This is a genomic window from Hoeflea sp. BAL378 (assembly GCF_000759435.1).
Classification (GTDB): Bacteria; Pseudomonadota; Alphaproteobacteria; order Rhizobiales; family Rhizobiaceae; genus Hoeflea.
The window spans coordinates 39,504-54,250 of record NZ_JRJG01000080.1 but is presented as its reverse complement, the minus strand read 5'-3'; the positions used below and the strand labels follow the sequence as shown (position 1 = coordinate 54,250).

General features: G+C 66.0%; 13 protein-coding genes. 10 read left to right on the top strand and 3 right to left on the bottom strand.

Going from position 1 to position 14,747, the window contains the following annotated elements; all coding sequences use genetic code 11:
* Positions 1-62: 62 nt before the first annotated feature.
* From LL06_RS17330 to LL06_RS17320, 3 genes are all read right to left on the bottom strand, one after another.
* Complete coding sequence (locus LL06_RS17330; RefSeq protein WP_035529681.1) at positions 63-530, bottom strand: chemotaxis protein CheW; 468 nt, start codon at positions 528-530, stop codon at positions 63-65.
* Positions 531-947: 417 nt separating this feature from the next.
* Positions 948-3,182, bottom strand: a complete 2,235-nt coding sequence (locus LL06_RS17325; protein WP_035529679.1) for a DEAD/DEAH box helicase — start codon at positions 3,180-3,182, stop codon at positions 948-950.
* Positions 3,183-3,346: 164 nt separating this feature from the next.
* Complete coding sequence (locus LL06_RS17320; RefSeq protein ID WP_035529677.1) at positions 3,347-4,807, bottom strand: MFS transporter; 1,461 nt, start codon at positions 4,805-4,807, stop codon at positions 3,347-3,349.
* Positions 4,808-5,039: 232 nt separating this feature from the next.
* On the opposite strand from LL06_RS17320, the gene LL06_RS17315 reads away from it, so the two are divergent.
* The 10 genes from LL06_RS17315 (at position 5,040) to LL06_RS17270 (ending at position 14,508) form a co-directional block, all read left to right on the top strand.
* Positions 5,040-5,333, top strand: coding sequence for a hypothetical protein (locus LL06_RS17315; protein ID WP_035529675.1), 294 nt, complete (start codon positions 5,040-5,042; stop codon positions 5,331-5,333).
* A gap of 72 nt (positions 5,334-5,405) precedes the next feature.
* The gene (locus LL06_RS17310; RefSeq protein ID WP_035529710.1) at positions 5,406-6,314 is read left to right on the top strand and encodes a LysR substrate-binding domain-containing protein; all 909 of its coding nucleotides are present in this window, start codon (positions 5,406-5,408) and stop codon (positions 6,312-6,314) included.
* Positions 6,315-6,440: 126 nt separating this feature from the next.
* The gene (locus tag LL06_RS17305) at positions 6,441-6,956 is read left to right on the top strand and encodes an arsenate reductase ArsC (protein WP_035529673.1); all 516 of its coding nucleotides are present in this window, start codon (positions 6,441-6,443) and stop codon (positions 6,954-6,956) included.
* 202 nt (positions 6,957-7,158) lie between these two features.
* Positions 7,159-8,322 carry an ABC transporter substrate-binding protein gene (locus LL06_RS17300; protein WP_035529671.1) on the top strand — a complete coding sequence of 388 codons (1,164 nt, stop codon included), beginning with the start codon at positions 7,159-7,161 and terminating at the stop codon, positions 8,320-8,322.
* Positions 8,323-8,459: 137 nt separating this feature from the next.
* Positions 8,460-9,449 carry an ABC transporter ATP-binding protein gene (locus tag LL06_RS17295; protein ID WP_035529669.1) on the top strand — a complete coding sequence of 330 codons (990 nt, stop codon included), beginning with the start codon at positions 8,460-8,462 and terminating at the stop codon, positions 9,447-9,449.
* Complete coding sequence (locus LL06_RS17290) at positions 9,446-10,399, top strand: ABC transporter permease (protein WP_035529667.1); 954 nt, start codon at positions 9,446-9,448, stop codon at positions 10,397-10,399. Before LL06_RS17295 ends, LL06_RS17290 begins: the two co-directional genes overlap by 4 nt.
* Positions 10,389-11,204 (top strand): ABC transporter permease, encoded by an 816-nt coding sequence (locus LL06_RS17285; protein ID WP_035529665.1) that lies wholly within the window; start codon positions 10,389-10,391, stop codon positions 11,202-11,204. The genes LL06_RS17290 and LL06_RS17285 overlap by 11 nt, the downstream gene beginning before the upstream one ends.
* Before the next feature lie 17 nt (positions 11,205-11,221).
* Positions 11,222-12,649, top strand: coding sequence for a gamma-aminobutyraldehyde dehydrogenase (locus LL06_RS17280; protein ID WP_035529663.1), 1,428 nt, complete (start codon positions 11,222-11,224; stop codon positions 12,647-12,649).
* A 104-nt stretch (positions 12,650-12,753) separates the two neighbouring features.
* Positions 12,754-13,608, top strand: coding sequence for a formyltetrahydrofolate deformylase (gene purU / locus LL06_RS17275; protein ID WP_035529661.1), 855 nt, complete (start codon positions 12,754-12,756; stop codon positions 13,606-13,608).
* A 6-nt stretch (positions 13,609-13,614) separates the two neighbouring features.
* Positions 13,615-14,508: a LysR family transcriptional regulator gene (locus LL06_RS17270; protein ID WP_035529659.1), complete on the top strand. Its 894-nt coding sequence runs from the start codon at positions 13,615-13,617 to the stop codon at positions 14,506-14,508.
* The last annotated feature ends 239 nt before the right edge of the window (positions 14,509-14,747 follow it).

Sequence of the window (14,747 nt, the reverse complement as noted above, 5' to 3'; positions counted from 1 at the left end):
GGGCGCAGCCGGATGACCCGGCGCGCCCGCCCCTTCCCTCAGGACGGCCTGCGGAGAGACGATCAGGCGGCGAGTTCGCCTTCCTCGTCGAGCAGGGATTCCAGGTCGAGGTGGGAGATCATCGACTTGTCCTTGGCGATGATCGCCGTGGTCAGTCTCTGAACTTCGGTGGCGCCGACTTCCGGCACGTTCTGGATCTCGTCTTCAGTCACGGTGACCATGTCGGAGACATTGTCGACCAGGAGGCCGACAAGCTGTCCGCGGATGCTGGCGACGATGATGGCGGACCGTTCCGTCGGGCTGATGGCTTCGAGGCCGAGCCGTAGCGCCATGTCGATCACCGGGATGACGGTGCCGCGCAGGTTGATGACGCCGAGCACGTGGCGCGGTGCGTGGGCGAGCGGCGTGGCCGGCGCCCAGCCGCGAATTTCACGGACCGCCATGATGTTCACGCTGAACACCTGTTCGCCGAGGAAAAACGAAATGATTTCAAGACCTGAGGTCTTATTGCCGGTCTGCGTGTCGCTCATCGTGTCCTCGCTTCAATTTGACCGTACCCCGCGCCGAAACAATTTCGGCATCCGGTCCGGCTCGTCCGGTGATAAATCTGGAAAGAGGTGGCACGCCCAAACGCGTTCATGTGCCAAGGCCCGGACCCGGTCCGCGCATGGAAAGAGCCCCATGCCTCAAGCAAGCGCCACTTCCCATGCTTCGATCTAACCATGGGTTCGTTAAGAATGCGAAAACGGGCGACAACAGGAATCCATCACTCATCGCGGCCAAGCCCGCCCTTGTCAAATCCCTGCAGGGCGGACGGCAGGATCCGGGGCCTTTGCCGGCGCGGATCCCCGCCCTCCATATTGAACGACGCCCCAATGCAAATCGCGCCCGAGCGGGTTGCACTCGGGCGCGACAGGATCGGGGTCGAAAGCCGTGGCTTGGCGGGTCTACGCCTTCGGCTTGCGCTTCAGTCCGCCCTTGCCGCCATCGGGGCCGGTGACGCGCTTGGTCACGTCGGCGAGCGGATTCTTCGCCCCCTTGCGGTGCGGCTTGGCGGGTTTCGCGTCAGGCTTGAAATCCGCCTTGAAGGCCGGCTTGTCGCGCTTGGGCTTGTCCTTGGAGAAGGGCTTCTTGTCCTTGTCGTACGGCTTCTTGTCCTTGGCATAGGGCTTGCCGGCGTCGGCCGGAGCGGCGGCCTTGTCCTGGCGGACGGGCATTGCCGAAGCGGGGGCCGATGCGGCGGCCGGAGCGGCCCTGGCAGGCTTGGCGGCCGGCGGAGTATCATCATAGGGCCAGCCGCCCGCCTTCGCGGGCGCGTCGTCCCGCGCCGACGGCTTGCGGTCGGCATAGGCATCGGGCCGCGGCGGACGGTCGTCGCGTCGCTTGCCGCCGGTGAAGGGCCGCTTCTTGGCGTAGTCGGGCTTGGCCTTTTCCCGCGGGCGATAGTCGTCGGAGCGCTCTTCGCGCGGCGCCGGGGCGTCATCCGCATCCGCGGACCGCAGCGGCCGCTGCGTGCGCGCCGGGGCCTCCGGCACGCCGGCAAGACGGGTCACGGTGACATTCTTCTCGATCTTGCGCGTCGGACCGATGGCGGCCTCGAACTTGTCGGCCGCAGCTCCTGCGATCTCGACATGGGTTTCGAGATCATGGATGCGGATCGAGCCGATTTCGGTCTTGGTGATGTGTCCGGCGCGGCAGATCATCGGCAGCAGCCAGCGCGGCTCGGTCGATTGCTTGCGGCCCAGCGACATGGAGAACCAGACAGCGTCCTTGATCGGCACATGGTCGCGCGGGGCGCGCTCGACATAAGCGCCCGAGGGGGCGCCTGCGAAGGCCCCTTCCCTGCCGCCGCCGGGAGCCGAGACCGGACCGTCGTCGATCAGTTCCTCGGGCGAGGAGCGGCCGGCGCGATGCAGCCTGATGAGGGCGGCCGCGACCTTCTCCGGCCCGTGCTGCTCCAGCAGCGCCGCGACCATGGCAGCTTCGTCCTCGGCCACGTCGGCCACGAAGGAGGCGTCCGCCATCAGGCGTTCGTCGTCACGGGCGAGGATTTCGCTGGAGGACGGCGGCCGCGCCCAGGTGGCGGCGATGCGGGCGTCGGCCAGCAGCCGCTCGGTGCGGCGGCGGGCATTGTAGGGAACGATCAGCGCCGAGACGCCCTTGCGCCCGGCGCGGCCGGTGCGGCCCGAGCGGTGCAAGAGGCTTTCGGGATTCTTCGGCAGATCGGCGTGGATGACCAGTTCGAGATCGGGCAGATCGAGGCCGCGGGCGGCCACGTCGGTGGCGACGCAGACCTTGGCCCGGCCGTCGCGCAGCGCCTGCAGCGCATGCGTCCGCTCGGTCTGGCTCAACTCGCCCGACAGCGCCACGACCGAGAAGCCGCGGTTGGAGAACCGTGCGGTCAGATGGTTGACGGTGGCGCGGGTGCCGCAGAAGACGATGGCGTTCTTGGCGTCGTAGTAGCGCAGCACGTTGATGACGGCGTTCTCGCGGTCGTTGGGCGCGACCGAGAGCGCGCGGTATTCGATGTCGAGATGCTGCTTCTGATCGCCGGCGGTGGTGACGCGGACCGCCTTGTTCTGGTAGCGCTTGGCCAGATTGGCGATGCCCGCGGGCACGGTCGCCGAGAACATCAGCGTGCGGCGTCCGTCGGGGGCGGCATCGAGGATGAACTGCAGATCGTCGCGGAAGCCCAGATCGAGCATCTCGTCGGCCTCGTCGAGGACCACGGCGCGGATGGCCGAGAGATCGAGCGAACCGCGCTCGATATGGTCGCGCAGGCGGCCGGGGGTGCCCACGACGATATGCGCGCCGCGCTCGAGCGTGCGGCGCTCGGTCATCATGTTCATGCCGCCCACGCAGGTGGCGATGCGGGCGCCCGCCTCGTCATAGAGCCAGGCCAGTTCGCGCTCGACCTGCATGGCGAGTTCGCGTGTGGGCGCGATGCAGATGGCGAGCGGCGCGGCGGCGCGCGGCAAGGTCTCTTCCTCGCCCATCAGGGTCGGCGCCAGCGATATGCCGAAGGCCACCGTCTTGCCCGAGCCGGTCTGCGCCGACACCAGCAGGTCGGCGTCACGAAGCGCGGGCGCCAGCACGGCCTCCTGAACCGGGGTGAGGTTTTCATAGCCGCGTTTTGCCAGCGCCCGGGCTATCGCCGGCTGGATGGTCGCAAGGTCTGTCATGTCGGATCTTTCGGACTTCGTGTTTGGCCCGCTCATTCGGGCGCCGTGCGCGGCGAATGTCCGGCCACGGCTTTTGCCGCTTCATAAAGCAGATTGGAGCAAGAAGAAACGGGGCCAAGCAAGAAAGTTGCTTGGCAGCACATCGTGCCAAATCCGCACGGTTGCTAGCGGGCCTTCTCAGCAACGCCAGGCGGCTGCAGAAAGAAAACCGCCAAGGCCGTCAATCCATAGGCAAAAATGCCGTAGTACAGCGCAGTGTCGAGCGCCGCGATGTAACCGGTTTTGCCGAGCGCCGCGCCGCTTGCGCCCATCAGGCTTGTGAAAAACAAATGACCGGTGATGGCCACGCCCAGGGCGCCGCCCACCTGCTGGAACGATTGCACCCCGCCCGACGCCGATCCGGCGTCGCGGTCGGGCACCTTGGCGAGCGCCAGTTGAAACAGCGGCGAGACCGCGGCGCCGAGCCCGAGCCCGGCAATCAGCAACGGCGGCAGGAACAGCATCGTGTCCAGCGCGTCGCCAAGCCCGGCGACCAGCATCTGCAGCCAGAGCATGGCGCCCGAGAGCATCACCGAGCCGATGAAGATCCGCTGGCGCTGCCAGCGCTGGCCGAGCTTGCCCGACACCATCGACGAGATGAACACGCCGAGCGAGAACGGCACCGTGGTCAGGCCCGATTGCAGCGGCGTCAGCCCGTAGCCGGTCTGGAGAAACACCGCCAGCACCAGGAAGAAGCCGGGAACGGCGGAAAAGAACAGGCTGGTGACCAGCGTGCCGCCCATGAAGCCGACATTGGTCATCAGCGAGACCGGCAGCAGTTGCGGCGCGCCCGAAGAGGCCTGGCGAAACTGCCAGCGGGCGAACAGCAGGGCGGCCGGCACGGAAGCGACCATCATCGCGAAGCTCCAGGCCGGCCAGCCCAGCTCGCGGCCCTCGATCAGCGGAAAGACCACCAGCAGCAGGGCCAGCGCCGCCAGCACGATGCCGCCGAGATCGATGCCGACATCGCGGTTGCCGTCCATGACGGGAATGAATTTGAGGCCGGCCAGGATGGCGAACAGGCCGACGGGAATATTGACCAGGAAGATCGGCCGCCAGGTGAGCCCCATCAGATCGGCATTGATCAGCAGCCCGCCAATCAGCGGTCCGGTGACGGCGGCCAGGCCAGCCGTGACGCCGAACAGGGCGAAGGCCGCGGCGCGTTCCTTTGGCGGAAAGATCACCTGGGCGATGGCCAGCGTCTGCGGCGTCATCATCGCCCCGCCGATGCCCTGCAGCAACCTTGCGGCGATCAGCGTGTTGATGTCGGGCGCCAGACCGCACAGGGTGGAGGCGAGCGTGAAGGCGCCGACGCCCAGCAGGAAGATCCGGCGGCGGCCCATCATGTCGCCCAGGCGACCGAGCGGCAGCAGGCCGATGGCGAAGGCCAGGATATAGGCCGCAACCACCCATTCGATCTGTGAACTGGTGGCGCCCAGGCCCGACTGCAGGCTCGGCAGCGCCACATTGACGATGGTGACGTCGATCAGGTTCATGAAGCCCGCGATCAACAGCACCGCCATGGCGATCCAGCGCCGTTCGTGCTGCTGGTGGTGGCCATCGGCCCTCGTGATCGTGGCTTTCATGCGGGGTCCGGCTCCGGTGTGGCTGGATCGAGACCTAGTCTCTCCGCATCGCGGCGGCAAGGCCGGGACGAACAATCTTTGATCGCCCCTTCGGCCGCGCGCGGCCGCTTCCTTCAGGGTGCCGCGCCGGAGCAAAGAGTGTCGGCGGGGTGCCGGAAACGCCTTTCTTTAAGTTCAGCTAATAAAGCGCACGAAGATGGGAACCAAGGCGAAAGTGCGGCGTTGAGGAGGCATGAAAAAGATCGCTCTCATATCCTTCGCTTCTGTCCTCGCTTTGGGTGCGGCCGCCATCGCCGCCGACGAGGACGTAAGCCTCCGCTTCGCGTCGCTGAACGAGTTCGTCTCGACGCCGGCGGCTTCCTCCGTGGTCGTCTCCAAGGGCGACCGCCTTCGCAGCCAGACCGCAGGGATGAGCCGGATCCGGATCATCTCGCCCACCGTGGTGATCGCGGACACATGCCGGGCGGCCAACTGGCCCTATTACCCGCAGGAATGTCTCGAGACGGCGGAAACCGCCGAACTCTAGCGCCCTCGTGCGGCGGGCGGGAAAACCGGCGCGCCCGATTGTCAACCGCGGGGAATGCTGCTTGGTTGCGGCATGGCTTTCACGCTCCGCCAATTGCAGTATTTCGTGGCTGTCGCCGCCCAGGGCACCGTCTCGGGGGCGGCGCAGAACCTGTCGATCTCGCAATCGGCGGTGACCGAGGCGATCAAGGAGCTCGAGGGCGATCTCGGCGTCGAACTGTTCGAGCGCCATTCCCGCGGCCTGGCGATCACCCACAAGGGCCACCAGTTCCTGCGCCACGCCACCAAGATCCTGTCCGATGTCTCCGACGCCCGCCGCACCTTTTCGGGCGACAAGGAAAACCTCACCGGAACCCTCAATCTCGGCGTGACCTCGCTGGTGGCGGGCTATGTGCTGTCGGACCTGCTCGCGCGCTACCGCCGCGCCTTTCCCGGCGTCACCGTGTCGGCCATCGAGGACAATGGCGACTATCTCGAACATCTGCTGATCGGCGGCGAACTCGACGTCGCCGTCATCGTGATCTCGAACCTGCGCAACCGCATGGCGCTGCAGACCGAGATTCTCGAAGTCTCGCCCTACCGGCTGTGGCTGCCGCTCGGCCACCGGCTGGCGTCGGCGGAAATCATCACCGTCGCCGACGTGGCGGAGGAGCCGGTGATCATGCTCACCATCGACGAAATCGAGGAAAGCACCGCCAAGCTCCTGAGCGCCATCGGCTCGCGGCCGAAGATCGCCTTCCGGACCCGCTCGGTCGAGGCGGTGCGCAGCCTGGTCGCCACCGGCGCCGGCGTGGCGCTGCTGCCCGATCTCGTCTACCGGCCCTGGTCGCTCGAAGGCGACCGGATCGAAAGCCGGGACGTGTCGGGCAGCCTGCCGATGGTCCAGGTCGGCGTCGCCTGGCGGCGGGGCAGCGAACTCACGCAGGCCGCACGCGACTTCATCGGCCTGTCGCAGGCGCAGCGGGCGATCCGGCAGCGCTGAAGTCCCTTCGCGAGCGCGCGTCTTGCGCTGTCACATAATTCGAATATTCTTGATATATTGATGCAAAAGCGGGCGCAGGCCGAACGGCGACGCCATGGCGCGATATCGAGGACAAGCGAGACACTCATGACCGACAAGATCTACAACGTGCTGTTCCTGTGCACGGGCAATTCGGCCCGATCGATCCTGGCGGAAGCCATCATGAACCGGGTCGGCCAGGGCCGGTTCAAGGCCTATTCGGCCGGATCCCAGCCGAAGGGCGAGGTCCATCCCTACACGCTCGACCTGCTGCGGCAGTTGAATTTCGACACCGGCTTCGCCCGCTCGAAGGATTGGGACGAGTTCGCCCAGCCCGGCGCGCCCGAGCTCGATTTCGTCTTCACCGTCTGCGACAACGCCGCCAACGAAAGCTGCCCGGTGTGGCCGGGCCAGCCGATGACCGCCCATTGGGGCGTGCCCGACCCGGCCGCCGCAGAAGGCACAGAGGCGGAACGGCGGCTTGCGTTTTCGGACGCCTACCGGATGCTCAATTCGCGGATCTCGATCTTCACCAGCCTGCCGCTTTCGAGCATCGACCGGCTGGCGCTGCAAAAGCGGCTCGACGCCATCGGCCGGACCTCCGACATGGACGGCGCTGCCTAAGCGCAGGCAGCGCGCGCCTGAGCCCGCCTCCCCGTCGGGCGGCGGCTCCTGCATCGGTGCGGTCGCGACCGGGGATTTGCTATCGGATATTCCGATAATGCCAATCTGATAAAAGTATTTGTGTCCTCAAAGGGTCCGTATCACTCTTGGCTTCCGACGCTGTCCGCTATTTCGGCGGCCGCCTACAGGGGAGCTCAATCACATGAAAAAAATATTGAACACATGCACGGCGATGGCATTGGCGCTTTCGGTGATGGCGCCTGGACTGGCATCGGCGGAGATGATGACGGAAGTCGGGCCCGGCGAGGGCCAAGTCAACATCGTTGCCTGGGCCGGCTATATCGAGCGCGGCGAAACCGACAAGACCTTCGACTGGGTCACCAAGTTCGAGGAAGCCTCGGGCTGCAAGGTCAACGTCAAGACCGCCAACACGTCGGACGAGATGGTGGCGCTGATGAACGAAGGCGGCTTCGACCTGGTCACCGCATCGGGTGACGCCTCGCTCCGGCTGATCGCCGGCAAGCGCGTGCAGCCGATCAACATCGATCTCATCCCCTCCTGGTCGACGGTCGACGACCGGCTCAAGGACGCCCCCTGGCACACGGTCGACGGCGTGCATTACGGCACGCCCTACATGTGGGGCCCGAACGTGCTGATGTACAACACGGAAGTGTTCAAGGAAGCGCCCACCTCCTGGAACGTGGTGTTCGAGGAAATGGACCTGCCCGACGGCAAGACCAACAAGGGCCGCGTCCAGGCCTATGACGGCCCGATCCACATCGCCGACGCCGCCCAGTACCTGATGTTCCACAAGCCCGAACTCGGCATCAAGAGCCCCTACGAGCTCAACGAGGCGCAGTACAAGGAAGCGCTCGACCTGCTGCGCGTCCAGCGCACACTGGTGGGCCGCTACTGGCACGACGCCTTCATCCAGATCGACGACTTCAAGAACGAAGGCGTGGTGGCCTCCGGTTCCTGGCCGTTCCAGGTCAACCTGTTGAAAGCCGACAAGCAGCCCATCGCGTCGACCATCCCGCAGGAAGGCGCCACCGGCTGGGCCGACACCACCATGATGCATGTCGACGCCGCCAATCCGAACTGCGCCTATCTGTGGATGGAGCATTCGCTGGCCTCGAACCTGCAGTCCGACCTCTCGGTCTGGTTCGGCGCCAACCCGTCCGTCCCCGCCGCCTGCACCGATGGCCGCGGCATGCAGACCGCCGAGGGCTGCACCGCAAACGGCCTTGATGATTTCGACAAGATCCGGTTCTGGACCACGCCGGTCACCCAGTGCGAAAGCCAGGGCGAGTGCGTGCCCTACTACCGCTGGGTCTCGGACTATATCGGCGTCATCGGCGGCCGCTGATTCCGCTGGTACCCGCCATCACCTCCCTCCCCTGCCCGGGGAGGGAGACAGGCGCTCCGCACGACGATTGCCCCATGCTCTGCGCTCCCGCGGACCGGTTCCCTTTGCGGGACCCTCAGGACTGATCTGGATTTCCCATGCCGCACGCTGTCACATTCCAGAAGGTTTCCCGCCATTTCGGCAGCGTTCGCGCCGTCGACGCGGTCGATCTTGAGGTCGAGGCGGGCGAGTTCTTCGCCATGCTCGGCCCGTCGGGCTCGGGCAAGACCACCTGCCTGCGGCTGATCGCCGGCTTCGAGCAGCCGACCTCCGGACATATCGAGATTTTCGGCGAGACCGCGGAAGGCGTGCCGCCCTACCGCCGCAACGTCAACACCGTGTTCCAGGACTACGCGCTGTTTCCGCATTTGAATGTCGCCGACAACGTGGCCTACGGGCAGATGATCCGCGGCGTGGGCAAGGCCGAGCGCCTGCGCGACGCCGAGGCCGCGCTCGAAATGGTCAAGCTGCCGGGCTACGGCGCGCGCAAGCCGGGCGAACTCTCGGGCGGACAGCGGCAGCGCGTCGCGCTGGCGCGCGCGCTGGTCAACAAGCCCAAGGTGCTGCTGCTCGACGAGCCGCTCGGCGCGCTCGATCTCAAGCTGCGCGAACAGATGCAGGAAGAACTGAAAACGTTGCAGAAGGCGCTCGGCATCACCTTTGTCTTCGTCACCCATGACCAGGGCGAGGCCCTGTCGATGGCCGACCGGATCGCGGTGTTCAATCACGGCAAGATCATGCAGACCGGCACGCCCGAGGAGATCTACCGCCGCCCGAAGACGCGCTTCGTGGCCGATTTCGTCGGCTCCTCCAATGTGCTCTCGCCCGCCTTCACCCGGCGCCTGGGCGGCCCGGCCGAATGGGCGAGCCTGAGGCCCGAGGACATCCGGATCGGCGCCGAAGGTGGCCACGAGGCCCGGGTGACGGGCTCGAGCTTTCTCGGCAACGCCACGCGGCTGACGCTCGACATGGCAGGCGAGAAACTGACCGTGCTGCTGCCCGCGGGCTCCGCGGTGCCCGCCCCGGGAGCGAGCGTCCGCTTCTCCTGGGAGCCCTCGGCGCTGCACCTGATGGGAACGGAGACATGACCGCGGCCGCCGCACCCGGCGCGATCCTGCCCGGACGCGGCGGGCTGGGCGGCGCGCTGTCGGATGCGTTCTGGCGCAATCCGAAGCTGTTGCTGTTCGTGATGCTGACGCCGCCGCTGCTGTGGCTCGGCATCATCTATCTGGGCAGCCTGTTCGCGCTCCTGATCCAGAGCTTCTTCTCGATCGACGAATTCTCGGGCCTCGTGGTGCGCGAGTTCACGCTCAAGACCTATGGCGAGCTGCTGCGTCCCTCCAATCTCGACATCATCGTGCGCACCGTCACCATGGCGGGGCTGGTGACCATCGCCTCGGCGATCATCGCCTTTCCGATCGCCTATTACGCGGCGCGCTATGCGAAGGGACGCTGGAAGGCTATCTTCTATCTCGGTGTGATGCTGCCGCTGTGGTCGAGCTATCTGGTCAAGGTCTATGCCTGGAAGCTGATCCTCGCCAAGGAAGGCATCCTCTCCTGGATCTTCGCCAAGCTGCATCTCACGCCCCTCATCGACGGCTGGTTGGCGCTGCCGGTGGTGGGCGGCAATTCGCTGTCGGTGAGCCCCACCGGCACTTTCCTGGTGTTCGTCTATGTCTGGCTACCCTTCATGATCCTGCCGGTGCAGGCGGCGCTCGAGCGGGTGCCGACAAACCTGCTCGAAGCCTCCGCCGATCTCGGCGCCTCACCGCGGCAGACCTTCAGCCACGTGCTGCTGCCGCTCGCGCTGCCCGGCGTCATCGCCGGCTCGATCTTCACCTTCTCGCTGACGCTCGGCGACTACATCATCCCGCAGATCATCGGCACCTCGCACCTCTTCATCGGCATGGCGGTCTATGCGCACCAGGGCACGGCGGGCAACATTCCGCTCGCCGCCGCCTTCACCGTGGTTCCGGTGGTGATCATGGGCATCTATCTGTGGCTCGCCAAACGCGCGGGGGCCTTCAATGCGCTCTGACAAGCAAAGTCGCACGCCGATGGGGCTGAAGATCGCCGCGGGCCTGGGCCTCGCCTTCCTGCACCTGCCGCTGCTGCTGATCTTCCTCTACGCGTTTACCACCGAGGACAAGAGCTACCAGTTCCCGCCTCCCGGGCTCACGCTCAAATGGTTCGCGGTGACCTGGAACCGGCCGGATGTCTGGGAGGCGCTGGGGCTCTCCGTCCGCGTCGCCTCGATCTCGACCGTGGTGGCGCTGGTGCTCGGCACGCTCTGCGCGGCCGCGGTGTCGCAGACACGGTTCTTCGGCCGCGAGACGATCTCGCTCCTGGTGATCCTGCCGATCGCTCTGCCCGGCATCATCACCGGCATCTCGCTCCGCTCCGCCTTCAACCTGGCCGAGATCCCGTTTTCGTTCTGGACCATCGTGCTCGGCCACGCCACCTTCTGCGTGGTGGTGGTCTACAACAACGCCGTGGCGCGGTTCCGGCGGGTGTCGGGCTCGCTGATCGAGGCCTCGATGGATCTCGGCGCCGACGGGTTCCAGACCTTCCGCCACGTGATCCTGCCCAATATCGGCACCGCGCTTCTGGCAGGCGGCATGCTCGCCTTCGCGCTTTCCTTCGACGAGGTGATCGTCACCACATTCACCGCCGGCCAGCAGGCGACGCTGCCGATCTGGATGCTCGAGGAACTGGTGCGGCCGCGCCAGCGCCCGGTCACCAATGTGGTGGCGATGGTGGTGGTGCTGGTCACCTTCCTGCCCATCCTTGCCGCCTATTACCTCACCCGGGACGGAGACCAGATCTCCGGACAGGGCAAATGAACAACGGGAGACCCACCATGGACACTGAAATGCTGATCGGCAAAAGCTTCGAGGCCGGGACGGAAGCGGAGGAGAAGATCTTCAACCCGCGCACCGGCGAGACCATCCTCAACCTGCCCGAGGCGTCCTCGGCCCAGATCGAGGCGGCGGTCAATGCTGCGGAGAAGGCGTTCGCCACCTGGTCGCGCACCACCCCGGCTCAGCGCTCGGCCTATCTGTTGAAGATCGCCGACCGGATCGAGGCCGAGGCCGACGGCTTCGCCGCACTCGAGGCGCTCAACTGCGGCAAGCCGATCAATTCGGTCAAGAACGACGAGATCCCGGCGATCGTTGACTGCTACCGCTTCTTCGCCGGCGCCGTGCGCTGCATGCCCGGCAATGCCGCGGGCGAATACATGGAAGGCCACACCTCGATGATCCGCCGCGATCCCGTCGGCATCATCGCCTCGATCGCGCCGTGGAACTATCCGCTGATGATGATGGCCTGGAAGCTGGCGCCGGCGATCGGCGGCGGCAACACGGTGGTGTTCAAACCCTCCGAGCAGACGCCGCTGACCGCGCTGAAGCTCGCAAAGATCATGGCGGAGATCCTGCCCGAGGGCGTGGTCAACGTCATTCTCGGCCGCGGCGAAAGCGTCGGCAACGCGCTGATCAACCACCCCAAGATCAACATGATCTCGATCACCGGCGACGTCGCCACCGGCAAGAAGGTGCTGCAGGCGGCGGCCAAGTCGGTCAAGCGCACCCATCTCGAACTCGGCGGCAAGGCGCCGGTGATCGTCTTCGACGACGCCGACCTCGACGCGGTGGTGAACGGGCTGCGCGCCTTCGGCTACTACAATGCCGGCCAGGACTGCACCGCCGCCTGCCGCATCTATGCCGGTCCGAAGATCTACGACAAGCTCGTGGCCGAACTGACGGGCGCGGTCTCCAGCATCCGCTACGACCAGGCTGACGACGGCCAGAACGAGATCGGCCCGCTGATCTCCAAGCGGCAGCGCGACCGGGTGGCGAGCTTCGTCGAGCGCGCCTCCGAGATGAAGCACATGGAGATCACCACCGGCGGCAAGCCGGGCGCCGGAAGCGGCTTCTACTACCAGCCGACGCTGATCGCCGGCGCGCTGCAGAGCGACGAGATCGTCCAGCGCGAGGTGTTCGGTCCCGTCGTGTCGGTCACCCGCTTCACGGAGGCGGAGGAAGCGGTGCGCTGGGCCAATGATTCCGAATATGGCCTCGCCTCCTCGGTCTGGACCAAGGATGTCTCCAAGGCGATGCAATGCGCGGCGCGGCTTCAATATGGCTGCACCTGGATCAACACGCATTTCATGCTGGTCAACGAGATGCCGCATGGCGGCATCAAGCAGTCGGGCTATGGCAAGGACATGTCGCTTTACGCCCTTGAGGATTATACCGCAGTGCGGCATGTAATGATCGCCCACGGCTGAGACGCCATTGACCCCATCCCCGGGGCGGGCTTGACCGTCCCGGGCGGATGCTGCAAAGCCGCTCGGGAGTGGCCCGCAAGGGCCATCAACAACCGGAGACTTTCATGGCGCGTCCGCATTTCGTCATTACCATCGCCTGCGCAGACCAGCCCGGCATCGTTGCGGCAATCACCACCGAGCTTGCCTCGATCGGCGCCAATATCGCCGAATCCAGCCAGTTCTGGGACCGCCAGACCAACCGGTTCTTCATGCGCATCGCCATCGAGACGCCCGACGGCGTGGACGCCGAGGCGGTCAAGCGGGCGCTCAAGGCGCCGGTGGCGCGGTTCGATATGCGCATCGACATCAACGATCTCGCCAAGCGGCCGAAGATCATCATCATGGTGTCGAAATTCGACCATGCGCTGTTGCACCTGATCTACCAGATCCGGGTCGGCTGGCTCGACGCCGAAGTGGTGGGCATCGTCTCCAACCACGAGGACAGCCGCAGGAGCGCGGAGAACGAGGGCATTCCCTTCCACTACTGGCCGGTCACCAAGGACACCAAGGTCGAGCAGGAAGAGAAGGTGCTCGAGCTCGCCACCAAGAGCGGCGCGGACCTGGTCATCCTGGCGCGCTACATGCAGGTCCTGTCCGACAGCCTGTCGCGCCGCCTGTTCGGCAAGGTGATCAACATCCACCACTCGTTCCTGCCGAGCTTCAAGGGCGCCAAGCCCTATCACCAGGCGCATGAGCGCGGCGTCAAGCTGATCGGCGCCACCGCGCATTACGTCACCGCCGATCTCGACGAAGGCCCGATCATCGAGCAGGAGACCGAGCGCGTGACCCATGCCATGACCGCCGACGATTTCGTCGCCGCCGGCCGCGACATCGAGGCGCGGGTGCTGGCGCGGGCGGTGAAGATGCATCTGGAATCGCGCGTCATGCTCAACGGCCACAAGACGGTGGTGTTTGGATAGGGTTTCGTGAACTGGGACGACATCAGGGTCTTTCTGGCTGTCGCCCGCGCCGGGCAGATCCTGGCGGCTGCCAAGCGGCTGGGAATCAACCACGCCACAGCCGCCCGCCGCATCACCTCGCTCGAGACCGCGCTCGGCGCGCAGCTCGTGGTCCGCCGCACCAATGGCTGCGGGCTGACCGGCGAAGGCGAGGCCTTCCTCGCCCACGCCGAGCGCATGGAGGCCGAGATGCTGGCGGCGCAGGCGGTCCTGGGACGCACCGACAGCGCCATTTCGGGCACCGTCCGGATCGGCGCACCGGACGGGTTCGGGGTCTCGTTCCTGGCGCCGCGGCTCGGCGCGCTCATCGCCCGGCATCCCGATCTCCGGCTGCAACTGGTGCCGGTGCCGCGCAGCTTCTCGCTGCCGCAGCGCGAGGCCGACATCGCCATCACGGTGGAACGGCCGGCGGAAGGACGGCTGGTAGCGCGCAAGCTGGTGGACTATTCGCTGTCGCTCTACGCCTCGCGGGCCTATCTGGCGCAGCACGGGACGCCGACGCGCACGGACGAGCTCAAGGACCACCGGCTGATCAGCTATGTGGAAGACCTGATCTTCTCGCCGTCGCTGCATTTCACCCGCGAGATCCTGCGCAACTGGACGGCGCAGTTCGAGATCTCGAGCGCCACCGGACAGACGGAAGCGGTGCGCTCGGGCGCGGGCATTGCGGTCCTGCATGATTACATCGCGGGGCTCGATCCGGACCTGGTCCGGCTGCTGCCCGAGCACCGCATCGAGCGCGCCTACTACATGGTCTATCATGAATCGGCGCGCGATCTCGCGCGGGTGCGCACCGTGGCCGACCACATCTCGACGGTGGCGCAGGCGCACAAGGCGCATTTCTTTCCGGTCGACAGATAGGCCCTCTCCCCCACGGCCTTCGGGAGACGTCGCCATCCCGCCGGCGCGACGGTCGCGATGAAAAACAAAACGCCTGCCGGGTCAGACCCGACAGGCGCTTGTACTTCGTCGCGACGTCCAGACCGGTGCTTGGGAGGAGGATCCCGGCGCTGACCGTTGCGACTACTGCCATGCCGAACTGGGAGGAGGAGGTGTTCGACGTGGCGTTGACACAGATATGGTACAGTTCATGCTGCATT